26 protein-coding genes, 1 pseudogene and 1 riboswitch are annotated in these 26644 nt (G+C 55.1%); of the genes and pseudogenes, 13 read left to right on the top strand and 14 right to left on the bottom strand.

Annotation, left to right across the window (positions count from 1 at the left end):
* Positions 1 to 63: 63 nt before the first annotated feature.
* The 6 genes from KQX66_RS20085 (at position 64) to KQX66_RS20060 (ending at position 6226) form a co-directional block, all read left to right on the top strand.
* Entirely contained in the window at positions 64 to 1113 is a 1050-nt protein-coding gene (locus tag KQX66_RS20085; protein WP_216794587.1) for a serine hydrolase domain-containing protein, read from the top strand.
* Positions 1114 to 1142: 29 nt separating this feature from the next.
* Positions 1143 to 2459 carry an ABC transporter substrate-binding protein gene (locus tag KQX66_RS20080; RefSeq protein ID WP_216794586.1) on the top strand — a complete coding sequence of 439 codons (1317 nt, stop codon included), beginning with the start codon at positions 1143 to 1145 and terminating at the stop codon, positions 2457 to 2459.
* A gap of 41 nt (positions 2460 to 2500) precedes the next feature.
* Positions 2501 to 3457 (top strand): carbohydrate ABC transporter permease, encoded by a 957-nt coding sequence (locus tag KQX66_RS20075; protein ID WP_253957295.1) that lies wholly within the window; start codon positions 2501 to 2503, stop codon positions 3455 to 3457.
* Positions 3458 to 3475: 18 nt separating this feature from the next.
* Complete coding sequence (locus KQX66_RS20070) at positions 3476 to 4300, top strand: carbohydrate ABC transporter permease (RefSeq protein ID WP_216794585.1); 825 nt, start codon at positions 3476 to 3478, stop codon at positions 4298 to 4300.
* Between the two features lie 56 nt (positions 4301 to 4356).
* A complete protein-coding gene (gene murQ / locus KQX66_RS20065) occupies positions 4357 to 5277 on the top strand; it encodes an N-acetylmuramic acid 6-phosphate etherase (RefSeq protein WP_216794584.1) in 921 nt (306 codons plus the stop codon).
* A 184-nt stretch (positions 5278 to 5461) separates the two neighbouring features.
* On the top strand, positions 5462 to 6226 hold the full coding sequence (locus KQX66_RS20060) for a sugar phosphate isomerase/epimerase family protein (protein WP_216794583.1): 765 nt from the start codon (positions 5462 to 5464) through the stop codon (positions 6224 to 6226).
* 39 nt (positions 6227 to 6265) lie between these two features.
* Here KQX66_RS20060 and KQX66_RS20055 read toward each other — a convergent pair whose 3' ends face one another.
* Positions 6266 to 6586, bottom strand: coding sequence for a GNAT family N-acetyltransferase (locus KQX66_RS20055; RefSeq protein WP_216794582.1), 321 nt, complete (start codon positions 6584 to 6586; stop codon positions 6266 to 6268).
* Between the two features lie 72 nt (positions 6587 to 6658).
* Positions 6659 to 7912 carry an MFS transporter gene (locus KQX66_RS20050; RefSeq protein ID WP_216794581.1) on the bottom strand — a complete coding sequence of 418 codons (1254 nt, stop codon included), beginning with the start codon at positions 7910 to 7912 and terminating at the stop codon, positions 6659 to 6661.
* A gap of 144 nt (positions 7913 to 8056) precedes the next feature.
* Between KQX66_RS20050 and KQX66_RS20045 the strand changes: the two genes are divergently transcribed.
* From KQX66_RS20045 to KQX66_RS20035, 3 genes are all read left to right on the top strand, one after another.
* A complete protein-coding gene (locus KQX66_RS20045; protein ID WP_216794580.1) occupies positions 8057 to 8953 on the top strand; it encodes a LysR family transcriptional regulator in 897 nt (298 codons plus the stop codon).
* A gap of 180 nt (positions 8954 to 9133) precedes the next feature.
* Positions 9134 to 10588 (top strand): FAD-dependent oxidoreductase, encoded by a 1455-nt coding sequence (locus KQX66_RS20040; protein ID WP_216794579.1) that lies wholly within the window; start codon positions 9134 to 9136, stop codon positions 10586 to 10588.
* A 23-nt stretch (positions 10589 to 10611) separates the two neighbouring features.
* Positions 10612 to 11211 (top strand): acyl-CoA-like ligand-binding transcription factor, encoded by a 600-nt coding sequence (locus KQX66_RS20035; protein ID WP_253957294.1) that lies wholly within the window; start codon positions 10612 to 10614, stop codon positions 11209 to 11211.
* A gap of 25 nt (positions 11212 to 11236) precedes the next feature.
* Here KQX66_RS20035 and KQX66_RS20030 read toward each other — a convergent pair whose 3' ends face one another.
* Positions 11237 to 12388 (bottom strand): MFS transporter, encoded by a 1152-nt coding sequence (locus KQX66_RS20030; protein WP_216794578.1) that lies wholly within the window; start codon positions 12386 to 12388, stop codon positions 11237 to 11239.
* A gap of 98 nt (positions 12389 to 12486) precedes the next feature.
* Between KQX66_RS20030 and KQX66_RS20025 the strand changes: the two genes are divergently transcribed.
* On the top strand, positions 12487 to 13365 hold the full coding sequence (locus KQX66_RS20025) for a LysR family transcriptional regulator (RefSeq protein ID WP_216794577.1): 879 nt from the start codon (positions 12487 to 12489) through the stop codon (positions 13363 to 13365).
* Positions 13366 to 13514: 149 nt separating this feature from the next.
* On the opposite strand, the gene KQX66_RS20020 is transcribed toward KQX66_RS20025, so the two are convergent.
* A complete protein-coding gene (locus tag KQX66_RS20020) occupies positions 13515 to 14249 on the bottom strand; it encodes a response regulator transcription factor (RefSeq protein ID WP_216794576.1) in 735 nt (244 codons plus the stop codon).
* 205 nt (positions 14250 to 14454) lie between these two features.
* Between KQX66_RS20020 and KQX66_RS20015 the strand changes: the two genes are divergently transcribed.
* Positions 14455 to 15315 (top strand): cytochrome c oxidase assembly protein, encoded by an 861-nt coding sequence (locus KQX66_RS20015; RefSeq protein ID WP_216794575.1) that lies wholly within the window; start codon positions 14455 to 14457, stop codon positions 15313 to 15315.
* Positions 15316 to 15318: 3 nt separating this feature from the next.
* Here KQX66_RS20015 and KQX66_RS20010 read toward each other — a convergent pair whose 3' ends face one another.
* Together KQX66_RS20010 and KQX66_RS20005 are read right to left on the bottom strand one after the other, a co-directional pair.
* Positions 15319 to 15930, bottom strand: a complete 612-nt coding sequence (locus KQX66_RS20010) for an SCO family protein (protein ID WP_216794574.1) — start codon at positions 15928 to 15930, stop codon at positions 15319 to 15321.
* 65 nt (positions 15931 to 15995) lie between these two features.
* Positions 15996 to 16361, bottom strand: coding sequence for a c-type cytochrome (locus KQX66_RS20005; RefSeq protein ID WP_216794573.1), 366 nt, complete (start codon positions 16359 to 16361; stop codon positions 15996 to 15998).
* A 264-nt stretch (positions 16362 to 16625) separates the two neighbouring features.
* Here KQX66_RS20005 and KQX66_RS20000 point away from each other — a divergent pair, with 264 nt between their 5' ends.
* A complete protein-coding gene (locus KQX66_RS20000) occupies positions 16626 to 17273 on the top strand; it encodes a response regulator (protein ID WP_010498018.1) in 648 nt (215 codons plus the stop codon).
* A gap of 102 nt (positions 17274 to 17375) precedes the next feature.
* Here KQX66_RS20000 and KQX66_RS19995 read toward each other — a convergent pair.
* The 3 genes and pseudogenes from KQX66_RS19995 to KQX66_RS19985 all read right to left on the bottom strand — a co-directional run.
* Positions 17376 to 17789, bottom strand: a pseudogene (locus KQX66_RS19995) (transposase family protein); the annotation flags it as partial.
* A 19-nt stretch (positions 17790 to 17808) separates the two neighbouring features.
* Positions 17809 to 18990: an MFS transporter gene (locus tag KQX66_RS19990; protein ID WP_216794572.1), complete on the bottom strand. Its 1182-nt coding sequence runs from the start codon at positions 18988 to 18990 to the stop codon at positions 17809 to 17811.
* Positions 18991 to 19066: 76 nt separating this feature from the next.
* Entirely contained in the window at positions 19067 to 19357 is a 291-nt protein-coding gene (locus KQX66_RS19985) for an ArsR/SmtB family transcription factor (RefSeq protein WP_216794571.1), read from the bottom strand.
* Positions 19358 to 19634: 277 nt separating this feature from the next.
* Between KQX66_RS19985 and KQX66_RS19980 the strand changes: the two genes are divergently transcribed.
* The gene (locus KQX66_RS19980; RefSeq protein ID WP_216794570.1) at positions 19635 to 20867 is read left to right on the top strand and encodes an RICIN domain-containing protein; all 1233 of its coding nucleotides are present in this window, start codon (positions 19635 to 19637) and stop codon (positions 20865 to 20867) included.
* 193 nt (positions 20868 to 21060) lie between these two features.
* On the opposite strand, the gene metE is transcribed toward KQX66_RS19980, so the two are convergent.
* The 5 genes from metE to KQX66_RS19955 all read right to left on the bottom strand — a co-directional run bounded on the left by metE (position 21061) and on the right by KQX66_RS19955 (position 26511).
* Entirely contained in the window at positions 21061 to 23355 is a 2295-nt protein-coding gene (gene metE / locus KQX66_RS19975) for a 5-methyltetrahydropteroyltriglutamate--homocysteine S-methyltransferase (protein ID WP_216794569.1), read from the bottom strand.
* Between the two features lie 161 nt (positions 23356 to 23516).
* Positions 23517 to 23714, bottom strand: a riboswitch (cobalamin riboswitch).
* A gap of 100 nt (positions 23715 to 23814) precedes the next feature.
* Positions 23815 to 24666 carry an energy-coupling factor ABC transporter ATP-binding protein gene (locus tag KQX66_RS19970; RefSeq protein ID WP_216794568.1) on the bottom strand — a complete coding sequence of 284 codons (852 nt, stop codon included), beginning with the start codon at positions 24664 to 24666 and terminating at the stop codon, positions 23815 to 23817.
* Complete coding sequence (gene cbiQ / locus KQX66_RS19965) at positions 24663 to 25466, bottom strand: cobalt ECF transporter T component CbiQ (RefSeq protein WP_216794567.1); 804 nt, start codon at positions 25464 to 25466, stop codon at positions 24663 to 24665. The genes KQX66_RS19970 and cbiQ overlap by 4 nt, the downstream gene beginning before the upstream one ends.
* The gene (locus KQX66_RS19960) at positions 25463 to 25747 is read right to left on the bottom strand and encodes an energy-coupling factor ABC transporter substrate-binding protein (protein WP_216794566.1); all 285 of its coding nucleotides are present in this window, start codon (positions 25745 to 25747) and stop codon (positions 25463 to 25465) included. The genes cbiQ and KQX66_RS19960 overlap by 4 nt, the downstream gene beginning before the upstream one ends.
* Positions 25744 to 26511 (bottom strand): energy-coupling factor ABC transporter permease, encoded by a 768-nt coding sequence (locus KQX66_RS19955; protein ID WP_216794565.1) that lies wholly within the window; start codon positions 26509 to 26511, stop codon positions 25744 to 25746. The genes KQX66_RS19960 and KQX66_RS19955 overlap by 4 nt, the downstream gene beginning before the upstream one ends.
* Positions 26512 to 26644 lie beyond the last annotated feature (133 nt).

Genomic DNA, 26644 nt, shown 5'->3' with positions numbered 1-26644 from the left:
TATGAAGAATGATAGCGTTTACAAAAATATTGGCACATTAGAAAGAGGGGCGGCGAGGGAGAGATGACCGATCCAAAGAAATGGAGCGCGGTAGACCGGTTGATCCGGCGATGGGTGAAGGAAAAGGCGATTCCCGGAGCCGTTGTGGATATCTCGCTGGGGGCTGACGTTCGATGGAGCCAAGCTTACGGGTCCTATTCGGACGGCACCGCCGAATGCCTGGTGACCGAGCGTACGATGTTCGACGTCGCTTCGTTAACGAAAGTGACGGTGACCTTGCCGGTCATTCTGGCGCTGGCGGAACAGGGAAGGCTTCGCCTGGACGATCCCGTCCAGGCGTATATTACCGGCTTCCGCCATCCGAACGTGACGCTGCGTCACCTGCTGATGCATACGTCCGGGCTTTCTCCCGAGCTTCCTTACGCCAAGCGGACGGAGCGCCGGGACGTCATTCCTCTCGTGCTGAAGCAGGAGCTGGTGACGGAGCCCGGGGAGCAGGCGGTGTACAGCGACCTCGGGATGATTTTGCTGGGCGAAGTCGCCGCCGTCGTATCCGGGCAATCGCTGGAATCGTGCGCGCGCCGGTACGTGTTCGACCCGCTGGGGATGGCCGATTCGATGTTCAATCCGCGGCCGGAGCTGCTCGGACGAATCGCCGCCACGGAACCGCTGGACGACGGCGCTGGATATGTGCACGGAGTCGTCCATGACGAGAAGAGCTACCATCTGGGAGGCGTCAGCGGCAGCGCGGGACTGTTCACAACGGCGGACGACCTGCGCAAGTACGCCCGAGCCTGGCTTGACCCGAGCGGTGGCGGACTGCTGAGCAGGGAAACCATCAACGCTTGCTTCCGCAATCCGTATCAAGGCCGGGCGCTTGGCTGGGAAATATGGCATGGTCAGGAGCGGGCGCCGTCCTGCGGGGCGTCTTGGCCGCACGGCAGCTTCGGGCATACCGGCTTTACCGGAACGAGCCTGTGGATCGACCCGTTCCACGAGTTGATTGTCGTGTTCTTGACCAACGCGGTGCATTTCGGACGAAGTCCGATCATGCGGGAGCTGCGGCCGATTCTGCATACGACGGTTTATACCTCGCTCATCGAGGATAAATAGCGAATCATCACCCAAGGGAGGGCTTAAGTATGAAGGGGACAAAGACCATGAAATCGGCCATCGCGCTCGCTGCGGCCATATCGCTCATCGCAACGGGCTGCAGCAGCCCGTCGAAGGACGGGGCGCAAGAAGCTCCGGCGGCAAACGGGGGCGGAGGAAAGAAAACGGAAGCTCAGAAGGTCAAGCTGACGATGGGCAGCTGGCGGACGGAAGACAAGGAAGTGTACGAGAAGATCATCAAAGCGTTCAACAAGACGAACCCCGACATCGAGATCGAATTCAAGCCGACCAAAAACACCGAATACAACACGGTGCTGAATACGGCGCTGCAAACCGGAAGCGGCCCCGACATCATCCATCTCAGACCGTATGCGGCCGGCATTGCGCTCGCCGACGCCAAATATTTGGAGCCGCTCGACAGCGTCAAGGGGCTCGAAGCGATTCCGAAGGAAGCGAAGATGGCCGCCACCGGCAAGGACGGCAAAGTATACGGCGTGCCGACGGTCTACAGCTCGACGCAAATTTTTTATAACAAAAAGCTGTTCAAAAAATTCAACCTGTCTGAGCCGAAAACTTGGGATGAGCTGATGAAGGCGGCCGATACGCTGAAGCAGAACAAGATTGCGCCGTTTGCCTTCGGCTCCAAGGAAGGCTGGATTTTGTCCCTGACGCACGGCGCGCTTGGCCCGCAGTTTTACGGCGGCACCGAGTTTGTCAATAACCTGCTCGCAGGCAAAACGAACTTCAAAAGCAAAGAGTTCACCGACTCGATCACGATGCTCCAAGGATTGACAAATTATTTCCCGGAAAATTATACGGGTCTCGGCATGGATGACATGCGCAATCTGTTCGTCACCGAGCAGGCGGGGATGATCGTGATGGGCGATTGGGAAATTGCGGTCATGAAAAAGATGAACCCGGACCTCGATCTGGATCTGTTCCCGGTTCCTCCGGTGAAGGCGGACGGCAAGGCCAGCGTGACCAACTGGGTGGACGGCTCGTTCGCCGTCAACGCGGCTTCCAAGAATAAAGAAGCGGCTATGAAGTTTATCGAGTTCATGACGACGAAGGAATTCGGCAAGATGGTGGCCGACGATCTGAAGAAGCCGAGCACGATTCCGGGCGTGGAATCCTCCGACCCGCTCGTCGCGAAAATGATCCAGCTCGCTGCCGCCAATTCGACGCCGTATGCAATGGTCGTCCATTTCAGTGCAGGCAATCCGACGACCAAGGCTACACTGGAGACGGCTCTCCAAGGAATGTTCCTCGGCAAGGAAAAACCGGACACGGTGACGGATGTCGTGCAGAAGAGCGCCGATTCCTGGTTCAAGCCCGCGGCCAAATAAACCGCCGGTCGACACAAACCTTATAGAAAGGGCGGGGCGCAATGAATCGAGAAGTGGCGGTATGGGACCGCACAAGCAAACGGCAGCCGGGTTTGAACTGGAAACGAGGGATCATCCACCTGTTCCCGGTTCCTGCCCTCGCCGTCTACGCGCTGTTTGTCGTGTACCCGATCGTAGCGGCTTTCAGCTACAGCTTGTTCGACTGGAAGGGGCTTCAGAAGGGCGCTTTTGTCGGGATTGACAATTTCGTCAAGCTGTTTACGACGGAGCCGTTCAACGGGCTGTTCTGGAACGCGTTTGGTCATAACGTTTACTATTTTATACTGGAAATGGTTGTGCAAAATGGTATCGCTTTCATTTTGGCATACATTATTTACACGAAAGTGAAGGGCGCGGAGTTGTTCAAAATGGCCTACTTCGTGCCTCGGCTGCTGTCGGTCATCGTCGTCGGCTTCCTGTGGAAGCTCATGCTGAACCCGAATTCCGGCGTCGTAAACTTCGCGCTCAAAAACATCGGTCTCACCGAATGGGCGAGGCCGTGGCTTGGCGAGCCGGACACGGCGCTGACGGCGATCATTCTCGCGAACAGTTGGTTCGGCGTCGGCTTCGCGGTGCTGATTCTGCTTGCAGGCTTGCAGTCGATCTCCCAAGAGGTGATCGAGGCGTCGAGGCTGGACGGGGTGCAGGGTTTCCGCTTGATTCGTTCGATCATTTTGCCTATGATGACGCAATCTGTCGTCATTCTCACCGTATTTACGTTCATTCACGCGTTCGAAGCGTTCGAGCTTATATATGCGATGCAAGGCTCGCAGGGAGAACCGTATCATTCGACGGATACGCTGGCGGTTTTCTTTTACCGTACGGCTTTCGGCGGCTCGTCGGGCGACGGCGTGGCGGTCGGTCTCGGCTCGGCGCTGGCGGTCGTGCTGTTCTTGATCATCGCTACACTGTCCGCATTGTTTATGGCCTATGTTCGCAAGCGGGACATGGAGTATTAGAAAGGGGGTAGACGCTTCGTGAAAACAAACCCGGCATTACGCGCATCGCATTACGTTATCGCCAGTCTGTTCGCGCTTCTCAGCCTCTATCCGATCGTTCTGATGCTCTTGTCTTCTTTTAAGACGAACATCGACATTTTCAAAAATCCGATCGGACTGCCGAAGGCCTGGAGTATGGCCGCCTACAAGAAGCTGCTGGACCAGCTTCCTTACTTCGATTATTTTTGGAACAGCCTGACGGTCAGCGTCGTTTCCGTCGCCCTGATTCTGCTGTTCGGATCGCTGGCTTCGTTCTATATTGCCAGATATCCGTTCCGCTGGAATCCGGCGCTGTTCTTCTTCTTCCTGCTCGGCATGATGATTCCGGTCAAGCTCGGCATCGTTCCGCTGTTCATGCTGATGAAAAATTTGGGGCTGATGAACACGGTTATTTCGCTGATTTTGATGTATACGGCCATCGGCATCCCGATGTCGGTCCTGATCTTGACCGGATTTTTTCGGACGCTGCCGAAGGAGCTGGAGGAGGCGGGCCGGATCGACGGCTGCTCCGATATCCGCCTGCTGCTGAGCATCGTGGCGCCCTTGATGCGACCGGCGCTCGGAACGGTCATGATCATGAATTTCATCACGGTGTGGAACGATTTCTTCTTCCCGCTGATCTTCATCCAAGACGAAGTGAAAAAGACGATTCCCGTCGGCATGCTGACGCTGTTCAGCGAATACTCCACCGATTGGAGCGTGCTGTTCGCGGGGCTAACCTTGTCGTCGCTGCCGATGATCGTGCTGTTCGCCCTCTCCTCCAGACAGTTCATGGACGGCATGACGGCGGGCGCGGTCAAGTAAGACGGGACGAGAAAGGCAGCTAATGCGATCAGGAGCCGAGAAGGGAAGGAGAATTTATGACGCATAACGAACAACGGCAGCCGGTTACGGAGCAGCGGAACGCCAAGTCCGTCCATTTGGACCGGATGAGCGTGCGGGAAATCATCGAGACGATCAACGGCGAGGACGGTACGATTGCCGCTTCCGTACAAACCGCGCTGCCGCAAATCGAAGAAGCGATCACCGCGATTGCGGCGCGGTTGAGGCAGGGAGGCAAGCTTTATTACATCGGGGCCGGCACGAGCGGCCGGCTCGGCATTCTGGACGCGTCCGAATGTCCTCCGACGTTCGGGGTCGATTCGTCGCTCGTGCGCGGCATTATTGCCGGGGGCGAGACAGCAATGGTGAACGCCGTCGAAAACGCGGAGGACGACCTGGAAGCCGGGGCGGCGGATATCGCGCGCCATGCGACAGAAGCGGACGCGGTCGTCGGCCTTACGGCGAGCGGCCGGACGCCGTATGTGCTGGGGGCGATCCGCGAAGCCAACCGCATCGGTGCCTTGACCGTCGGCATCTCGTGCAACACGGGCACCGAGCTTAGCCGGGAGGCGGCACACGGCATCGAGGTACCGGTCGGACCCGAGGTGGTCACCGGTTCGACGCGCATGAAGGCCGGCACTGCGCAAAAGATGGTGCTGAACATGATCAGCACAACGGTGATGGTTCAGCTCGGTAAAGTGTACGGCAACCTGATGGTGAACGTGCAGGCGACGAACGCCAAGCTGCGCGACCGAGTCGTGCGCATCGTCGGCGAAGCGACCGGAGCGGACCGGATGGCGGCGGAGGAGCTGGCCCTGCGGGCCGAAGGCGATGCGCGCCTGGCGATCCTGATGCACCGGTTTGCTATTGGCAGGCAGGAAGCGTCGGCGGCGTTAGAGCGGTCGGGCGGTCATTTCGGAGAAGCGGTCCGCTGGCTAGAAGGACAACAGACGGGGTAAGAAAAGAAAAAGCTTCCTTTGAGCTGCCGGAGTGCCGCTTGAAGGAAGTTTTTTATCGAGCATGCACATAAAAAAAGTAACCGTTTTCCTATGGCTGTGACTAGGAAACTTTGATATGATAGGGTTGAATGTCTGTTCCAAAATCATCCAACCAAACCGATGACAAAACGTAGGAGAGATACTGATGAAACTAGCTGCTCAGTTGTACACGCTGCGGGATTTTCTGAAAACGCCGGAGGATATCGAAGCTGCGCTTAAGCGGGTGAAAGAAATCGGATATCGCGCGGTTCAGGTTTCCGGGCTCGGTCCGATCGAACCGGAGGCGCTTAAGGAGATAACGGACCGGGAAGGCTTGACGATCTGCGCGACGCATATCGGATACGAGGATTTGACGGACAAGCTGGATGAGGTTATTGCGATGCACCGCTTGTGGGGCTGCCGTTATGTCGGCTTGGGCGGTATGCCGCAGCAGTATCGCACCAGTCGGGAAGGATACGAAGCGTTCGCCGCTAAGGCGACGGAAATCGGCCGGCAGTTGAACAGTTCGGGGCTGCAGTTTATTTATCATAACCACAGCTTTGAATTCGTCAAATTCGACGGAGCGACGGGAATGGACATTCTGATCCGGGAAACCGATCCGGAGGCGGTCCATTTCGAGTTGGATGTGTACTGGGCCCAAGCGGGCGGAGGCGATGCGGCCGATTGGATTCGCAAGCTTGACGGACGGATGAAGGTCATCCACCTGAAGGATATGGCCGTAACGGCCAAGCAGGAGCAGCGCTTTGCCGAAGTCGGCGAAGGCAACATGAATTTCACGCGCATCCTGGACGCGTGCAGGGAGATCGGCGTCGAATGGGGAGCCGTCGAACAGGATGATTGCTACGGCAAAAATCCGTTTGACTGCCTTCAAACCAGCCTGAACAACCTGCGCGCCAAAGGTTTCGAATAAACGTAGCTTGATCAAGGCGAGGGCTGCTCTGCGATCGTTTTACAGCGGGGCAGCCCGTTTTGCTTTTTTGATCATCCGGATAAAGTCATAGCTGCCTCCGTTCGTCTGCTGTACAAATGTCTCTGTCTGCACAAATCCCGCTTTTTCGTACGCTTGGATCGCCCGTTGATTCAAAGTGGCCACGGACAAAACAAAGAGACGCGGGGCAAAAGCTTTTTCGGCAAGCGTTAGCCCTTCCTGCTCTTGCGGTGTAAAAGAAAAGAATCCCATAAGTCCGCTTTCGGTATAAACGCTGTAGTAACGGCGGCCTCTCCTGACGGGATCGAGAAATTCCTCGTAATCGTCCGGATCGTCGTCCATATTGTAAAAAAAATAAGCTCCTCGTACTTCCAGCCGGCGATTTTTCGGCTTCTTCCTGAGTCATGGCGCGATTCACGGCTTCGCGAACGGCCTCGAAACGAAGAAATAACAGCAAAGCCCGAGCCACATCGCCGCAGCCCCCCAATAAACGGCAGGATACCCCGCATGCTGCACCACCCAGAACGAGACGGCCGGACCGAGCGCCGCTCCCACGTCCAACGTGACGGAATAGGCCGTCATGACGGTTCTTCGATCGTACATGCTTAGCGTGCCGGAGACGGAGCCGGCCAAGGCATCCATGAGCGTCGTCGTACAAGTCGATGTCATCAAAAGCCCAACGGCCACAGCAATCCAGCCCCACATGGGCAAAGGCAGCGGAAACAAAAACAGCAGGGCAGCTGCCACGCCCATCGTCCACGTCAGCAGGCGGGCTTTATTGGACTGCCGATCCGACAGGCTGCCGATGAACGGCGACAGGAAGGGGCCCCAGCCCCACCGCAGCGCCTGCAGTCCCCCGGCGATAAACGCGCCGCCGAGCGTAAAGCCGAGGACCGTCATCGAGGCCTGTCTCGTTTCGGCATAATTGCTGAGCGTGGAGGTCAGCATCCCTTCGTAAATCATGGCCGAGCCTAGAGCGGCGGCGAGCAGCCAAGGGACGTCTTTGGTTTTCAGCACGGTCATGAACGCGGCTGTTCCGGAGCGCTGCTGCGGAATCGGAACGGAAGCCTCCGCCAGCCGGACGGATTTCTTTTGCACATCGTCGATTCGAAGGCCACGCAGCAGGAAAGGAACGCCGCAAACGGTCGCTGCACCAAGAAGCCATGCTAAGGTACGAAGCCCCAGCATCTCAGCAAGGGCGCCTCCGAGCAGCATCCCGACGAGGCTCCCCAGCCGGTAGTGACCGTTATACAGGCCGAACAGCCGGCCTTCGTTGCGATCCCGGCACAGCTCCAGGATGGCGTAATAGGCGCCAAGCCTTAACAAAGACCAAGCCAGGCCCCAGACGCACCGCGCTGCAATCCAGAGGGGGAACGTGTGGATGAAACCGTATGAAGCGGTCGTCAGGATCGCCAGCACGACCGCTGCGAGCATGCCCTGCCGCAGGCTGATATGACGGTAAATCCGGCTGACGATAGGGTTCAAGGGCAGCCGTACCAGCCGATTGACGGACAAAAGAATGCCGACCTGAACGAGCGAGTCCAGACCGGCTTCCTTCCAGTACAAAGGCAGCACGATGTACAGCATCGAGTCCCCCGTCAGACAAAGCGCCGTAATCCATGAGATTCGCAGCACTTCCTTTTTCCCGCGAATCGTTGTCTTATCCATTGCACATTCACTCTCTTCCTCATACGCTGCTTTAACGTAAGCCGATCATACTAAAAATAGTTCACGCCCTCGCAAAAAACTAATATATAATGATCACCAACCGATAAGATATACTTATGAATTCCTTGCGAATGGGGGAGAGCCGTGAATTTGCATGCGCTAAAAGTATTTCATGCCGTAGCCCGGAGCGGTCATGTAACCCAAGCGGCAGAAGAGCTTCGCATCAGTCAGCCTGCCGTCACCCAGCATCTGAGAAATCTGGAAAAAGAAATCGGCCTCAAGCTGGTTCGGCCGGACGGCAGGGGCATTGCTCTGACGTATGCAGGCCGGGAGCTGTATGCTCTATCCGGCAAGCTGTTCGCTGCGGAACGCGAAATCGAGAACCGGATGAGCGACATTGCGGCGGGAAAACGAGGGGAACTGACGCTTGCCGTGACCAACCTCCCCGGAACGGTGCTGCTTCCGAGATGGATCGCATATTTCAAAACCCGGCATGAAGACGTTGCCATCAACGTCATCACCGTCAATACCCGCGAAGCGTTCGCCCTTCTGTGGGAACATCGGGCAGACGTAGCCGTTATTGCGGGAGGTTGGGAGCAGCCCCGAATAAAATGGGAGCATCTGTTCGACGAAGAGCTGTGGTTCATCGTTCCGGCCGGGCATCCTCTGGCGAACCGCGAAGCCTCTTTAAAGGAAATGATGGAAGAAACGTTCGTCATCCGGGAGGAGGGAAGCTCGACTCGAGAAAGGTTCCTGTCGATGTGCCGGACCTATAACGTAAGGCAGCCGAAGATCGGGATGCAGTTTAACGGACTGCACGAGACGATTCGAGCGGTCGGTGCCGGGTACGGGGCAAATCTCATCTCGGCCATGGCGGCACGCGAATATATCGAGCGGGGCGAGGTAGCCCGAGTGTATGTGCGGGATGTCGAGCTGAAACGGCCGATTGCGATATGCACAGCCGAAGATCATCCGTTAACGCCGGTCGCAGAATCGTTTATCCGGCTGATTCGGAAAAAATTAAGAGAAGAAGCAGTCTAGTTAGGATCATCCGTTCAGCAGACAATATTCGTTCAGGTCAACCGTTCCTTCCGGGGAGCGGTTTTCTTTTTTTGCCGAACGGTATCGCTTTATAATTTGACAGTAACTATCAAAAGACATATATTATCATTATCGTGTAACTATCAAAATAATCCAACGATCTGAAAAGGAGCTGCGAGCATGAGTAACGAGCCAAATTGGAGAAGAGCGCTGGTCATCGGGGGCAGTATGGCTGGAATGCTGGCTGCGCGGGTGCTGTCGGAGCATTACGACGAAGTTCTCGTCGTGGACAAGGACGACTTTCCGGACAAGCCCGGGAACCGTCCGGGTACGCCTCAGGCGTTTCATCCGCACCGGCTGCTGCCGCGCGGCAAGCTTATTCTGGAGAGCCTGTTCCCCGGCTGGACGGACGATTTGCTGGCGCAAGGGGCTTTCCCGAAAGAGGGCAAACGCATCCGGTCCGTCAGTGTTTACGGAACCATGGAAGTGGTTGACCGGAAAGATGCGGGCGCCAGCCGGGCTCTGCTGGAATGGGTCATTCGCCGGCGCCTTCAAGCGATCCCCAATGTGCGGTTTGTAAGCGGGTACGAAACGACGGGGCTGCAGATGGCTTCGGACGGCGCAACAGTTACAGGCGTGACGGTTCGGGAACGGAGTAAGACGGCGCAGTCAATGACGCTCGAAGCCGATCTGGTGCTGGACGCTAGCGGCCGGTCCTCCAAGCTGGTAAAATGGCTTCAGGCTCTCGGCTATCACGTGCCGGAACCGGAACGTCTGAAAGCCTCGCTCGGGTACAGCACGCGCTATTACAGAATCCCTTCGCACGTGGCGGAGCAATGGAGCGTGGTCGTCACCGAAGGCGTTCCGGCCAAAGGAATCGGCACCGCCGTATTCGGACCGGTTGAACAGGATACGGCCGAAGTCGTATTGTATTACGCGGGCGGACAGCGTTACCCGACGACCGATGCCGGGCTATACGAACAGGAGCTGGCCGCATTGCCGGATCCTTCGATTGCCGAGCTGCTGCAAGCGTGCGAGCCGCTGGGGCCGCCGCGCGGGTATCGGGTGCCGGAATGCTTCCGGCAGCGCTTTGAGCGGATGGAGCGGTGGCCGTCCGGGCTGCTTGTGATGGGGGACGCGCTCTGCAACTTCGACCCGATTTACGGTCAAGGGATTACCGTCGCTGCCATCGAAGCGGAATTATTGGCGGCTCAATTGCGCGAACGGCGTACATATCCGAAGCCGTTCTTCGAACGCGAGGCATTGAGGCGAATGCAGGAGGCAATCGATCCCGCCTGGTGGCTTACTGCCGTTGCCGACCTGTGTTGGCCCGGCGTGGAATACACAGGATCGCATTCGCGGGAAGGGATCGCCTTCGCCCAAAAATATTTTGAGCTGTACCGCAAGCAAGCCGTCGGCAAGCTCGATATGGAATTATTCGGAAAATATATGATGATGAACGGTTTGCTCCTATCGCCGCGGGCATTATTGAACGCGGAAGCGGTCCGCACCGTGCTGGCCGCCGATGCATCGGGCGAGGGAGAGCGGCTGTTAGCCGAATTCGGAATGGAGGATCGGGATCATCAGCTTGAACAATTTCTGGAGCGGACCATCCCGGCGGGAAGCTATACATAAAACAAGATCGGAGAGTGAGCAAGATGCCACCGGACGATAAACGAACCATGGGGCTGCGCGAGCGCAAAAAAGCAAAGACCATGGCAGCGGTTCAAATGCACGCGCTGCGGCTGTTCCGCGAGCTGGGCTATAACGCCACGACGGTAGAGCAGATTGCGGAGGCAGCGGAGATTTCGCCCAGCACCTTTTTTCGGTATTTTTCAACCAAGGAAGACGTGCTGTTAAGAGACAATTACGACCCTGTTCTCGTTGATGCATTTGAAGCTCAACCGTCACATCTGAGTCCTTTACAAGCAGTGCGCCAGGCCATGGTTTCGGCGATTGCCGACATGTCTGCCGACGAGCTCACCACGATGCGCGAACGAAATGAGCTCATTATGACGGTGCCGGAGCTGCGGGCGGCATCGCTGAACAGCCTGACGCAGACGATGCAGTTGATCGCAGAGCTGGCAGCCAAGCGCACCGGCCGGGAGCCGGACGACGCGGCCGTGCGAACCTTCGCCGGAGCGGTCATCGGCGTCAACATCTCGGTGATGCTATACTATGCGGAACATCCGGATGCGGACTTCGCCGGATTGCTGGACGAAGCGCTGAGCAAGCTGGAAGCGGGCCTGCCGTTGTAACTTCGGCGGGCGGGCCCCGCCCGGTTTATGCGCCTTTTATATTCGACCTAAACGAATAAGAGATAGCGGCCAAGGCGGCCAATTCCATAACGCCGCCAATCCATGACAAATGCAGAACGGAGGAATACTCCGTCACCAGTCCTCCCAGACCGGCCCCTAAAGTCATCCCTATATTCATTAAGGCGGTATTGAAGCTTAAAACAATTTCCGGCGCTTGAGGCTTTAAAGAAATAAAATAAAATTGTTTTGCGGGAGTCGTTGTCCATGCGGCGGCTCCCCATATCATAAGGGTCAACAGCACCCCTATCGTAGAAGTCACCGTAAAGGTCAATAGGAATAAGGCCATCGCGTGAATGCTCAAGCTAATGGAAATGGTGCGGACAGGTCCCCATTTATCGACGGCATACCCGCCAAAACGCGACCCGATCAAAGCAAACATGCCTAAAGTCAAAAGGGATATACTGACCATTTCGATCGAAAAACCGGCAAAGGCGCTCAACAGCGGAGCGATGTAAGCAAAAACCATCGTATACCCGAGAATCCAGCATACGGTAGTGAGAAATCCGCTTATCAACCGCCTGTCGCGAATGAAAAGCAATTGATGCTTTAAAGGGATCGGTTTTTCTCCCTCCAGCCTTGGGATGAATCTCGCCAGCAGCAGGAGAACGATCAGCGTAACGGCGGCAAGCATGAGATAGATATAGCGCCAATCCATATAGGCGGCAACCAGCGTTCCGACAGGGACGCCCAATATTAAAGAAACGGTAAATCCCGTAATGACCGTGGCCATCGCATTCCCCTGTTTGGCAGGCGGGGCGAGCCGGGCTGCGTAATTGGTGGCAATAACGATATACAGTCCCCCGCTCATGGCCAATACAATTCGGGAAAACATCAGCAGGCCGAAATGAGAACTGAAAAAGGCAATCATGCTTCCAGCGATAAAAGTAACCATGGAATAGAGCAACACTTTTTTTCTCCCGAACTTTGCCGTCAGCATCACCAATCCAAGAGCCCCTAACGCATACGATAAAGAATAGATCGTGACCAACTGTCCGGCCAACGAAATCGGCACCTGGAAATCTTTAGAGATGATTTCCAAAATGCCGGATACGACGAATTCTGCCGTACCCGATACGAACGCGCCTAAAGCTAGCAAATAAATGGAAAATCGGTTCATTCCTTTTCACTCCTCGTCATACACGTTGCCCTTATTCTATATCGCGTGGTAACATGAGTAAAATTGTTATTTTTCATAAAGGGGATGAGTAAAAGCTCATGACTATTGCCCGCTTTAAGGTTTTGGCCAAAGTGATCGAGCTTGGCAGCTTCACCAAAGCGTCCGAAGAGCTGAACATGACTCAATCGGCCGTGAGCCATGCGATCGCCAGTCTGGAGGCGGAATGGGGTGCGACGCTATTGATTCGCGATCGGAAGAAGGAGCTTGTTCTCACCGAGGTCGGACAAAAAACGCTGATTCATATCCGGGAAATTTTAAATCGGACGGAACGCATTCAACAGGAGCTGGCTTTAGCGGCAAGCTTGGAGGCGGGGACTGTGCGTATCGGCACTTTTTACAGCGCTTCCTCCTGTCTTTTGCCTAAAATTCTTGCAAAATTCCAGAAGAAGCATCCCCGAATCGAATTCAGATTTTACGAAGGCACGTATGAGGAAATGGCGGAATGGTTGGATACAGGAGTCATCGACATCGGATTTGTTGTGCAGCAGGACAAGCATACGAAATGGGACACGGTACCGCTCATCCAAGATAAGATGGTTGTCGCTTTTCCTGCGGGCCATAAATTTCAGCAGCGCGAAATAATTGCGGTGGAAGATTTGCAAGACGAGCCCTTTATTATGCCAAAAGGAATGTATCAATCGCACATCGAAGAAATTTTTCAACAAGCGAAGGCCAAGCCGTCTATCCGGTTTGAAGTGCAGGATTGCAGCACCATTGCCAACATGGTTCAGGAAGGGCTCGGAATCACGATCGGCCCGGAATTGTTTCTCAAGACCCAGCAAAATCTTCAAATCCGCAGCTTGAACGTATCCGACTGGCGTAATGTGGCGTTAGCATGTCCTTCCGTCTCCGATGCTTCGCCGGCCGTTCGAGCCTTTCTTACCGTAGCCCAAAGCGTTTTTGTCAACGACAAGTGAATCTGGTGCAGCCGGATACATACCGTGTTGTCTTCCAAAAGGGAGCCAACGCTTCCTTTAACCTTCATTAGCGCATAGGACGGACAAGCCGCCTCGTTCGGAAGCGGCTCTTTTCTGCACCCGGTACGGAGGACGGTCCCGAACCGGGGCTAGGCGCCCCCTCCGCGGGCGAAGGAAGCGGGCACATCCAGGCGGTAGCCTATGCCCCAGACCGTGCGAAGCATCGAGGCGGCATGCGGCGAGACGGCGTGCATTTTTTCCCGGATGCGCCGGATATGGGAGTCCACCGTCCGAAAATCCACAATCACCTCGTACTTCCATACCTCCTTCAGCAGCTCTTCGCGGGTCAACGTCTTGTTCTCGTTCAAGGCAAAATAACGCAGCAAGTCGTACTCCTTCAAAGTCAGAGCGATCTCGTGACCTTCGATCAGCACACGCCGGGCCAGGTGCTCGATGACCAAATGCGGCAGCACGATGTCGTGGCGCGATTTGTTCTCCAGCCGGAGCCTTCCCGGAGCGGTCCGCTTCAGAATGGCATGGATGCGGCAGATCAGCTCGCGCGGACTGAACGGCTTCAGGACGTAATCGTCCGCCCCGGCTTCGAAGCCGAGGAGGCGGTCGCTTTCGTCCGCTTTGGCCGTCAGCAGGATCACCGGCGTCGCCTTAACCTGTTTGAGCAGCCGGCAAATCTCAGGGCCGTTCAGCCCGGGCATCATCCAATCGAGCAGCAAAATATCGTAATCGCGGTCTAAAGCCATTTGCAGCGCCTGCGTGCCGTCTCCGGTTTCGTCCACGGCGGCGCCGTCTTTATTCAAATACAGGTTCAATATGCGGCGGATCCGGTCCTCGTCGTCGGCGATGAGCATTTTGTAAGCTAAGGTCATGACAGTTCCTCCTTCACGCTTCTCATTGTAGCCTTAGGCGGATCGGGCGGCATGCCCCGAATGAGTCATTTCGTCGTCGGTCCGGTGAACAAAGCTTGTCTCCTTTGTGACAGCGAGATGGCCCTTTCGTGTCATAGGAACCGGGAGCGAAATTAGGTAAGATGGAGGGGATGCCAGAAGTCGAAGAAGGTAAGGAGGCTTGATCTTGGACTTTCAGTTGATGATGGAAACGTACGGGTTCCGGGTAGTGTGGGGGCCGGAGATGTTTCTGACGGTTGCGCTGGCGGCCGTATTTTACATGCGCTACAAGGGCGGCACGGTGTCCGGGCGGCAAATGGCGAGCTTTTTTGTCGGGCTGTTCTTGCTGTACTTTGCGCTCGGAGGGCCGCTGAATCTGGGCGGGCATTTCTGGTTCAGCATTCATATGCTTCAGCAGTCCGTGATGTACCTGATCGTTCCGCCGCTGCTGCTCCGGGGGATGCCGGAAGGCTTTTTCCGGTCGCTCAGCGACAATCCGTGGAGCCGGAAGGTGATCCTTGTTTTCGGCAATCCGATCTTTGCGATGTTTTTGTTCAACGGCGCTTTTTCTTTCTATCACATCCCGATGATTTTCGATGCGGCGATGTCCAATTATGCGCTTCATAATGCGCTGCATTTGCTGCTGTTCTTCTCGGCGTTCGCTTTATGGTGGTCCGTGTTCAGTCCGGCCGGGGCGATCTATGCGATGAGCGAGCTGAAAAAAATGGGGTATATTTTCATAAACGGCATTTTGCTGACGCCGGCCTGCGCGCTCATCATCTTTGCCAAAGCGCCGATGTACGAGACCTACATCGCCGGCGCGCATCTGCTTTGCCTGCCGTTCTATGCGATTCCGGTGGAGCCGGTGACGTTCTCTAGCCCGTGGCTGACGCCGCTGTCCGACCAGCAGCTTGGGGGCGTGATCATGAAGATTATGCAGGAAATTTCGTACGGCTGTCTGCTCGGCCTCGTGTTCTTCCAGTGGTACCGGAGAGAAAAAGACAAAGCAGAGGACCTTTCCGATCCCCTGCTTGAGCCGACGCCGTAAGCGTTATTTTGATCCGGCGATTTGCCGGATCATTTTTAGAATCTCGTCGTTGTCCATCTCTTCGCCCATCGTATAAATTTTGCGGATTTGGCCTTGCTGGTCGACCAGAAACAGCGATGTGACCGTATGCACGAACCCGCCATCCTTCATCTTTTGCACCATCACGCCAAAATCTTTCGCGACGTCCGCCGTTTGTTTCTCCGTCCCGGTCAGCAGCGTCCAGCCGCTGTAATCCATCCCCATTTTGTCTCCGTACGTTTTGAACACTTGAGGCGTATCGCGTTCGGGGTCGAAGGTGACCGATAGAAAATGGACCTTGTTTCCCCACATGCCTTCTTTCTTTAATTCGTTCTGCAGCTTGACCATGTTGTACGTCGTGGCCGGGCACACGTCCGGACAATTGGTGAACAGAAACTCCACCAGACGCACTTTGCCGTTCGTATCGTTTAAAGAAACCTTCCCGCCGTCCAGCCCGCTCAGCTCAAAGTTCGGCGCCTGCTTCAAAACCGGGAGAGGCGGACCTTGGTTGAACCAGGTAAACAGGGAGATCGCAAGAGCGACCAGCAGGAGAGCAACCGTCAATTTAAATCCGTTCTTTTGAATCCATGGCTTCATCCGTGAATTGTTCAACCTCCGGTTTCGTTATCTTTTCGCCATTCGTTTCGCCTATTCCGCGCGTATTATTTCTTTTCGGCCAGCCAGCGGGCGACGTTGGCAATCTCCTCGTCCTTCAGGCTGCTCTTGAACGCCGGCATGCCTCCGCGTCCGTTCTGGATCACTTTGTACAGCTGCTCGGTCGACAGCTTGCCGCCGATCTTCTGAAGATTCGGTCCCATTTTGCCTTCCAGGTCGTTGCCGTGACAGGCGATGCAGGACTGCTTGTAGACGGCTTCGGCGGCCTGGGCGTTCAGCGGAGCATCGGGAAGGGCCGGAGCGGCCGCCTCCTGCTTGGCCTCGCTCGAATGCCGCTGCACCTCGGCGAACAAAAATCCCATGCCCAGAACGCAGGCAATTCCGCACAGGGACACCATAATCCATCGATGCATACATGCGCCTCCTTTCATTTTCAGGATAATCCTAGCACTTTCGTTTCCGGCTTGTATATAGCACTTTGGAGTCAGACTGAAGCGCTTCCGCCGGGGATTTGTCACGAAATTGTCGATCGTCCGGCGGGAAATAGCCCGACCGAGTCATGGGGGTTTGCGGAAGGGTATGGTTAGATGGAATCACAGGAGTAAGATCGTTGATCCGGACGGCGAGAAGTTGCGAAACGAGCGCCGCCGGTAAGGAAAGAGAGGGGATTCCATTCCATGAGTCAACCGATTCGAATTATGCTGGCCGACGACCATGCGCATGCGCGCCAGGCGATGCGGGAAATTATTCAAGCGGACCCGGAGTTCGAGATCATATGCGAGGCAACGAACGGAAAAGAAGCGGTGATGCTGGCGGAGCAGTGGATGCCCGATGTCATTCTGATGGACATCCGCATGCCCGAGTTGGACGGCCTGGAAGCGACCAAGCTGATCAAAGAACGGTTCCCGTATGTCAAAATTGTCATGGTTACGGTATCGGACGATATTACGCATTTGTTCGAGGCGCTGAAGAAAGGGGCGCAGGGCTATTTGCTGAAAAACCTTCATCCTGCGTCCTGGCATGAATATTTGCGTGCCGTCGCCATCGACGAAGCCCCAATGTCCCGGGAAATCGCCGTGCGCTTGCTTCAGGAGTTTTCCTCCGTCAGGCAGAGCATTCCCGACCATTCGCCGCTCACCGGGCGGGAAAAGGAAATATTGGAATGCGTGGCCAAAGGGAACTCCAACCGGGAAATCTCGGAAATTTTATCCATCTCCGAGCATACGGTGAAAAACCATTTGAAAAATATTTTGCATAAGCTGCATTTGGACAACCGGGTGCAATTGATGCGCTATGCCTACGAGAAGGGCTGGATCAGGGGATAGGAAAGAGCAATGTAAATTCAGGATGTTTTGAGAAAAACAGGAGCGGCCCAAACCCAATTCGTCAATCCCAAGCCAACTAGGTGTTTCAAATCGAATAGTTTACTTAAGACGATTGATGTAATCACGAAAGATGTTACGTATCGTTTTTTCATGCAATCCAACTTCCTCGGATATACTGACAAACGTGCGTTTGAGGCTTTGCTTCTCTATATAAGACAATAAACGTTTGGTGCAATTTCGTTTCTCGTCTATGGTGTGGTTCAGGTGCTCCCAAAAGGTTCGATTGCAGTCTCTACAGCGATACCTCTGACGCTTTATAAGAAGCTCTACACGCTTGCCGTGAATAGGTAAGTCCATACAAATCTGTTCCCTGCTATCGTGTTTATAAAGGTTGGCTATACATCCACAATGAGGGCAAGTCAAAGGTGGAGAGTTCGCCACCACTTGAATTAGAAAATCGAATTCATTCTCACAAATACTTAGGATGTTGAATTTCGAAAGATTTAAAATATCCATTTGATTTTCTTCTATGCATTTATGCTGCAATCTCCTTCTTTGTTTTCGCGTCACTGGCCAAAATACCGCTGAATATAAACAATAACAACGAACCGGCAAAGCAAATAGCCGCAAACAAGCCAACGGCGGAAAAACCGTTAAAAGACGCGTAAATCAGGCCTGCGATCCAAGAACCGAGCGTTGTCGCTGCGTACATGATCGAACTGGCCAAGCTGGAGATCGTGCCGCGGATGGTCGGATTTAACGAATTCAGCAGTCCCAATATGAGTGGAAAAGCGATTCCCATGGTAACGAATATGAAAAAGTAAACACTATCGAAAGCCGCAACCGATGGCAAGTGGGGCAAAACGATAAAACATGCAATAGAGACAAGAATGCCCGCAACCAGCGTGTTGAAACGGTTTAATGTTTTGATCACATAGGCACCGCAGAGGCTCCCGACTATATTCCCGAGACCAAGAAAAAACATCACATACCCCGCTTGATCGATTGGAAGGTGAAAGCGATCCGTCACCCATTTTCCGATGAAAGAGAAGGAGGCAAAGAATCCGCATTGAAATAAGAAATGAGCGAAGAAAGCTCTTCTCGCCATTGGACTATTCAATAGCGGGATGTATCTACTGAAAATAGGAGATTTGGTGATTTGGCCTTGATCCGGTTTCATTTCGGGCAAAGCATAGTAGATGAATATTGCCACGAATAACGCGAATGTTCCGATTGTAAAAAAAGAATAAGACCAATGGATGGAGGCAAGCAGACTTCCAATAGGGATGCCGAACGCTTGGGAAGCAGCCACGCCGGCCATGACGATTCCGGATACTTTGGCGATCTTCGGCGTCGGGATCAGGGCAGGGATCGAGGCCCAGACTTGAGGAGCCGTAAATGCCGCGCTGATTCCGGCTAAAAAACGGAATAAGAACATCGACCAAAAACCTGTGGCAAAGCCGCATAACAGGGTTGAAACCGAGAAGCATACCATGCCGGAAAGCATAACCTTTTTGCGATCCCAACCATCGGAAAGCGGTCCGGCAATCAGCGCGAATAGGGCATAACCTAAAGCATAGGCTCCGACCATCCAACCGGCAGATTCGGTCGGGATATGAAACAATTGTTGAAGCGTGGGGATGAGCGGAGAAATCAAAAAAGTATCCGTGCCGATGACAAACATGACGAGGAATAATAAGATTGTTAATCTTAACATGGTATCCACCCTTTCCATTTATTTGTTCTAAAGTTCAATGATAATTGAACTAATGAAGAAAAAAAGAGATTCCCTTCTACAACGTATCCAGAAATCCAGGTAAGTAAGTTTGAAAAGTCTCCAAATCGAGACTCGTATACTTTGCTTGGGCATCTTTTCGTACGTTGATTAATTTCGCCTCCTTCAAAGTACGCAAGTGATACGAAGTATTCGATTTGGAAGTATCGCGAATGTTTCCTATTTCTCCGCAATTCATTTCCTTCTTGCCGGCGTATAGAACTCGTATGATGTCTAATCTTGTTTCATCAGCTAATGCTTTGAATATTTTGACTCTGAGCTCATCACTTGTTATTTTTTGAGTAGTCATAAAACTATTGTACTAAGATATCGTTACAAATCAAGTCTTTAGAAAAATACCACCACATTTTCCGATTTATAAGTGAAATGTTTTTAGTTGTCTGTCCAGGCTGCCGCTTTATTTGTGCTTATTGTCATAGGTGCTCGAAATCCTTCAAAATGTAAATAAAACCATAATTTAGGTTGATCAACCCAGTGGAGGCCGTTTATAATGAAATTACAGCTTGTGTAAACGTTGTCATTTGATGCTGTTTTGGGACAGAATCCGAAAATGAGGAGGGAATTTCATGTTGAAAAGAGGAAAGCTGCTAAGTTTTTTTCTGCTGTTTACTCTCCTGGTCGCCCTGGTGCCCGTCGGCGGTGCGAATGCGGCCCCGAACTGGAATCTGGTCTGGAGCGACGAATTTAACGGCAATGCTTTAAATTCCGCCAACTGGTCTGCGGAAATCGGCACGGGCCAGAACGGGTGGGGAAACAATGAGCTGCAGTATTATACGAACCGGCCCGAAAATGTGCGGGTTGCGGACGGGAATCTCGTCATTACGGCGCGCAAGGAGTCTTATGGCGGCATGAATTACACCTCTGCGCGGATCAAAACCCAAAATTTGAAAAGCTTTACTTACGGGAAAATCGAAGCGCGTATCAAGCTGCCCTCCGGTCAAGGGCTGTGGCCGGCATTCTGGATGCTGGGCTCGAACATCAATGCGGTGGGCTGGCCTGGGTGCGGCGAGATCGACATTATGGAACGGGTCAACAACAACCCGCATGTCAACGGCACCGTACACTGGGATGCGGGAGGACACGCCGATTACGGGCGGGTTTCCGGCAATCTCGATTTTTCCCAGTATCACGTGTACAGCATCGAGTGGGACTCCAAATATATCCGATGGTTTGTGGACGGACAGGAGTACAACGCTTTTTATATTGAAAATGGCACCGGGAACACGGAGGAGTTTCAACGGCCGTTCTTCCTCCTGCTGAATCTTGCCGTGGGCGGCAATTGGCCCGGCAGCCCCGATCCTTCCACACCGTTCCCGGCGCAAATGCTGGTGGATTACGTGCGCGTGTACCAAGCTTCGCCGGGTATTGTCAACGGAGGCATTTATACGATAGCCTCCAAGGCCAGCGGCAAGGTGATGGATGTCGTGGACGTGTCGACGCAGAGCGGGGCCAAAATACAGCAATGGACCAACTACGTCGCCAATAACCAGAAGTTCAAGGTGGAGAGCGCCGGGGACGGCTACTACAAGCTCACGGCCGTTCACAGCGGAAAAGTGCTGGATGTGCCCAACTCGTCGACTTCCAGCGGCGTGCAGCTGCAGCAATGGGACGATAACGGCAGCGCTGCGCAAAGGTGGAGTATCGTCGATGCGGGCGGCGGCTATTATAAGATTGTTTCAAAAACGAACGGGCTCGTCGTGGATGTATCCGGTTCCTCGACCGCCGACGGCGCGGCGGTCCAGCAGTGGAGCGACAATGGAACGGATGCGCAAAAGTGGTCGTTTGTCAAAGTCAACTGACCTGTCGGCGCGAAGCCAACAACGCTAAAGCAGCCTTCTTTCGTCAAAAGCTGCGACGACAAAGAAACCGTCTCCTTTGCAATGGGGAGTATGCCTCCAACTCCATTGTGCAAAGAAACGGTTTCTTTTTTTACGATTGTCGAAGAGGGGAGCCATAAGCCGTTCTATGCCTTAAGGGACGGCTCCGTATGAGCTACGCTTTGGCGCAGCGCGCTCTGAATTGTTCCGCGGCAGCGACCATGTTGCGCAGGGAAGCGACTGTTTCTTCGACGCCTCTCGTCTTGAGCCCGCAATCCGGGTTGATCCAGAACAGCTCCGGCTCCAATACGGACAGCGCGCGTTCGATCGTGCGAACCATTTCGTCGACGGCTGGCACCCTCGGGCTGTGAATGTCGTACACGCCCAGACCGATGCCCTGATCGTACGTGTGCTCGTCGAAGCTCTGCATCAGCTCGCCGTGGCTGCGCGACGTTTCGATGGAAATGACGTCCGCATCGAGAGCGCGGATCGCATCGATAATGTCATGAAACTCGCAGTAGCACATATGCGTGTGAATTTGCGTCGTGTCCTTCACGGCGGCGGAAGTCAAGCGGAAGGCGTGCACCGACCAGTCCAGGTAATGCTGCCAATCCTGCTGTTTCAACGGCAAGCCTTCGCGCAGCGCGGGCTCGTCGATCTGGATCATGCCGATGCCCGCGTTCTCCAGCGCCTCCACCTCCTGGCGCAGCGCCAGGGCGATCTGGTAGGCGACTTGTTCCCGGGAAATATCATCGCGGACGAACGACCAGTTCAGGATGGTGACCGGACCGGTAAGCATGCCCTTGACCGGCTTGCTCGTCAGCGACTGCGCATAGACCGTTTCTTCCACCGTCATCGGCTGGACGAATTCGACGTCGCCGTAGATGACCGGCGGCTTGACGCAGCGGGAGCCGTACGATTGAACCCAGCCGTTCCGGGTGAACAGGAAGCCGTCCAGCTTCTCGCCGAAAAACTCCACCATGTCCGTCCGTTCGAATTCGCCGTGCACCAACACGTCCAAGCCAAGCTCTTCCTGAATGTTAATCCAGGCTTGAATTTGCTCCTGTACGAAGGTACGGTACTGCGCTTCGTTCCATTCCCCGGTTCTCCAGCGTTTGCGCGCTTGTCGCACTTCCGGCGTCTGCGGGAAGCTGCCGATCGTCGTTGTCGGCAGGAGCGGAAGCTGGAATTTATTTTGCTGGAGAATATGGCGCACGGAATAAGGGCTTTGTCTGGCCGATAGCCCCCCGGCAATATGGCGGGTAGCCGCACGCACGGCTGCCCGGTTGCGCAGCGGGGAGGCGTTCAGCTCCCGGACGAGCCGTGCGCTTGCTTCCAGCCCGGACCGTACGGCGTCCGTTCGTTCTCCGGCCGCCGTCTTGCCCAGCAGAACGACTTCGTCCAACTTCTCGTCGGCGAAGGCCAGGAAGGGCAGCAGATCGGCGTTCGCCTGCTCTTCCGTCCGGGTCGTCACCGGGACGTGCAGCAGGCTGCAGGAAGGCTGAACGATCAACGTCCCCGACGGAACGAGAGCGGACACCTCATCCAGCAGCTGCAGCTTGGCTTCGAGGTCGGCCAGCCATACGTTTCGCCCGTCGATCAAACCGACGCCCAGCGCCTTGCCGGTCGGGAACCCATGCGTCCGCAGGGCGGCGATAGTCCGCTCCGCTCCGTGGACGAAATCGAATCCAATGCCTTGTACCGGAAGGGCGACCGTCCGCTCGTAGTGCTCGACCGAATCGAAATACGTCTGCAGCATCAGCTTCAAACCGGGAGTGGCTGCGTGCAGCTGCGAATAAATGTCTGCGATTCGCTCCATATCGGTCTCGGATAAAGACGTAACCAGAATCGGCTCGTCGATCTGTACCCATGTCGCGCCTTCCTGCTCCAATTCGGTCAAAATTTGTTTGTAAAGCGGCAGGAACAATTCGATCAAGGCGTCCAACTGCTCCGGCGAATAGCCTTTGGACAGCTTGAGGAACGTATACGGTCCGATCAGAACCGGCTTCCCATCGATCCCGAGCTTGCGCTTCGCTTCGCGGTAAGCTTCCAGCGGCTTGTTCACGGTCAATGTTGGAGTCAGACCGTTCAATTCGGGCACAATGTAGTGGTAGTTCGTATTGAACCATTTGGTCATCTCGCACGCCGGAGCGCCTTGGTTTCCGCGGGCCATGGCATAATAGGTGGCGAGAGGGACCGGACCGCCGTCGTAAGCAAAACGTTTCGGAACGAGCCCGAACATCGCCGCCGTATCAAACATATGGTCGTATAACGAAAAATCTCCTACCGGAATGAGCTCGATTCCTTTTTCCTGCTGAACCTTGAGATGCGCCAGGCGGAGTGCCTCCAGCCCGCTTACGAACTGCTCCTCCGGCAATTTGCCTGCCCAGAACGATTCCAGTAGCTTTTTCCATTCCCGTTTCGCGCCGATGCGCGGGTATCCGATATTGCTGCTTACGATCCGACTCATGTTTATATGCCTCCTCAGGTTTTGTTTTTTATCTGACTTTTTCCTGCTGAACATACAAAAAAAGGCATCTTTACCCTAAAGCGAAAAAGGATAAAGATGCCCCTCGTTGAATACGTACGGCGGCTGCCATCTTTAACACCTCCCTATCTCCCGTAGGTAAAGCAGTGCTGTCAGAACAGGCAGGTCTCCTGGCTCCGGAATCATGGTCTTGCGCCGGCCTTCCCAATCCGCAGATCAGTGGCTAAGTATGGCGTAAAACTCCTCCGTTACAGTGGCGGGACCGCGCCGGTTTTTCACCGGCTTCCCTTTTAAGCTCCGATACGCGAACGTAGGGGAGCACCTGTTCCCACAATATTCAGTTGTGATTCTGTAACAATATACAACTAAACCGATAATGATACAAGTATTATTTTAAAAAGGCAGTATTTCCAGCGGAGGCGGAGCCGCTTGGTTTGCTTGCTAAAGAGCGCCTGCGGCCCCATAGCCGCTTTGCAAAAAAGCTTTCATCGCTTCGATGCTGCGGGGCGGGGTATGGCTTCTGCGAACGGCCGCCGGGAGCGCTTGCCAAAGCTCCAGCAGCATCGGCGGCTCCAGTCCAAGCTGGCGCAGCTTCTCTTCGTCGGCGAACACTTCGTGCGGCGGTCCCGCCATACAGCATGTGCCTTGGTCCATGACCAGCACCCAATCGGCCCAAGCGTAGGCCAGATTCATGTCGTGGGTCGCCATTGCAACCGTAATCCCCTGCTCTTGGGCGAGGTCCAGCTCCTCCAGCAGCTGCCGCTCGGACAAGCGGTCGAGGTAAGCCGTCGGCTCGTCCAGCAGCAGAAGCTCGGGCTCCAGCACGAGCACACCCGCCAGCGCGACGCGCTTCTTTTGCCCCAGACTCAGTTGATGCAGCGGGGTGTCGGCGAGAGGCTTCAGCCCCATGGAGAGCAGCATCCGCTCTGTACGGACGGCAATCTCGTCCTCCGGGAGTCCGGCATTGCGCAGACCGTAGGAGACGTCTTCGTAGGGCGTATTCAAGATCAGCTGCTGCTCCGGGTCCTGGAAAACAAGACCGATCTGCCGCCGAAGCCGCAGCAGGTCGTCGCGGCGGTACGATAGAGGCGCGCCCTTCAGCTTCAGCTGTCCCGAAGCGGGGCGGTGGATGCCGATCGCATGCAGGAAAAAGGTCGACTTGCCGGACCCGTTGTGGCCGCAGATCGCCGTCTTTTTTCCTTGCGGTATCGTTAAGGTCAAGCTTCGCAGCGCTTCCTCCCGGGTGCCGGGATAGCTGTACCGGAGGTCCAGCGCTTCCAACATCGGTTTCATACGATTCCCCTCCAGCGGAGCCAACACTCCAGCAGCAATAATATCGCGACGCCGATGCCGCTTTCGAGGCGGTATCGGGCAGAAACCGTACCGGCCCGGTAAGGGGCAAGACGGATTTCCTCGGTAAATCCTCTGGAGACAAGACCGTGCGACAATCCTTTGTAGCGGTGCATCGTCTTGACGAACAGCCGGACGATCAGCATCGCCGTGTCGTTCAGCTTACCGCGAAAGCCGTTGTGTCCTCCGCGGGCCCGCTGCGCGGTATACAGATCGTGCGCCGTCTCCGTCAAAATAAACAGGAAGCGGTACGTGATCAGCATCAGCTCAAGCACCAGAACCGGAACCCGCAGCCGTTTCATCACTTGAAACAGCTCGGCCACCGGGGTCGTGAACATGACGAACGAAACGGCCGACAAGCAGGCCGCCGCCCGCATGAACAACGCCGCAGCCGTATGCAGCCCTGTCTCGGTGATATAGACGGACCCGTACGGCCGGGACCATAGAACGAACGCAGAGGAGCCGGGAGCGGCGGCGCTTCCCGGCTGGATCTCGATGAGCAGAGCCGGCAGACTGGCGATAAAAAACAGGCAAGCCGTTCCCAGCATCACCATATGAGCTTTTAGCGGAATTCGGGCATACCGGACGACCCACACGATCATCCAGGCGAAAATCGCCGCCTGGACGGGAGGATGCGATCCGTACGACAGCATGAACAGCGCGGCCGCGAAGCCGCATTTCCACATCGGGGACATGCCGCGCAGCCGGTTGCTGTAAGAAAGCGAATCGATCAGCCGAATCATTGCGGCTTCGACTTGGACGCCTTACCCCGGAACAGGCCGATCACGTACCCGATAAATCCGGCTCCGATGGCGGCCTGCAGCGCGAAAAGCATGCTTTCGGTTTCGGCCGGCGGCTCCAGCAGCGACGAGAACCAGGGCTCGTAGGACGGTTGGATCGTCTTGATCATTTCTTCGGCGGCGCCGTCGGCACCGCCGAACTCCCCATTCACGAAGAGCAGCGGCAGCACGGCCAGCAGGACGACGGCGGCAAGCAGCAGGATGTTTTTGGTTGCGGTTTTCATAGCTCGCGCGCTCCTTTCATTTTACGCTGCAGCAGCGACAGCTCTTCCGAGCTGTAGGCTTGCAGCCAGTTCCAGATTAATACGGTCAGCAGTCCTTCGCTGATGGCCAGCGGAATTTGCGTTACGGCGAAGATGCCGCCGAATTTGAGAAGCGAGGCCGCCACGCCGCCTTGCTCGGCCGGAAAAGCGAGCGCCAGCTGAAGCGACGTTACGATGTAAGTGGACAGGTCGGCGAGCGCCGCCGCCGTGAAGATAGACAGCTTTTGCTTGCCGGTCGACTTCATCATTCCTTTGTACACCATGTAACCTACGAACGGACCTGCGACAGCCATGGAGAACGCGTTGGCTCCGAGGGTCGTCAGCCCGCCGTGGGCAAGCAGCAGAGCTTGAAACAGCAGCACGATGGAGCCCAGCACGCTCATCGGCAGCGGACCGAACATGACCGCTCCGAGCCCTGTGCCCGTCGGATGCGAGCTGCTTCCCGTCACGGACGGAATTTTCAGTGCCGACAGCACGAAGGTGAAGGCCCCGGCCAGACCGAGCATAATTTTCAGCTCCGGCGTTTCCTTCGTTATTTTCCGGAGCGCTCGCAGCCCGAGAATGAAGAAGGGCAGAAAGGCAGCCCACCAGAAAACGGCCCAGCCGAACGGAAGAAATCCTTCCATAATGTGCATGGCGTAAGCGGATTCGGGCGCGTTCAACGACAAATACAGCGTTAAACCGCTTACTAAAAGCAGGGTGCCGATCGTCTTTTTCTTTTTCATCCATTTTTCCTCCTGAACGATACTCGTAAACCTGAAAAAGACCCATCCTGTAGGATGGGTCTCGGGTACGCGTGCCAATAAACGACAATGCACACAGATCATTGTCCGGCTATGTTCGTACACCGCTCCTTTC

It is taken from the genome of Paenibacillus oleatilyticus (assembly GCF_018998565.1).
GTDB classification, from domain to species: domain Bacteria; phylum Bacillota; class Bacilli; order Paenibacillales; family NBRC-103111; genus Paenibacillus_G; species Paenibacillus_G oleatilyticus.
This window is presented reverse-complemented; position numbering and strand designations above follow the sequence as displayed.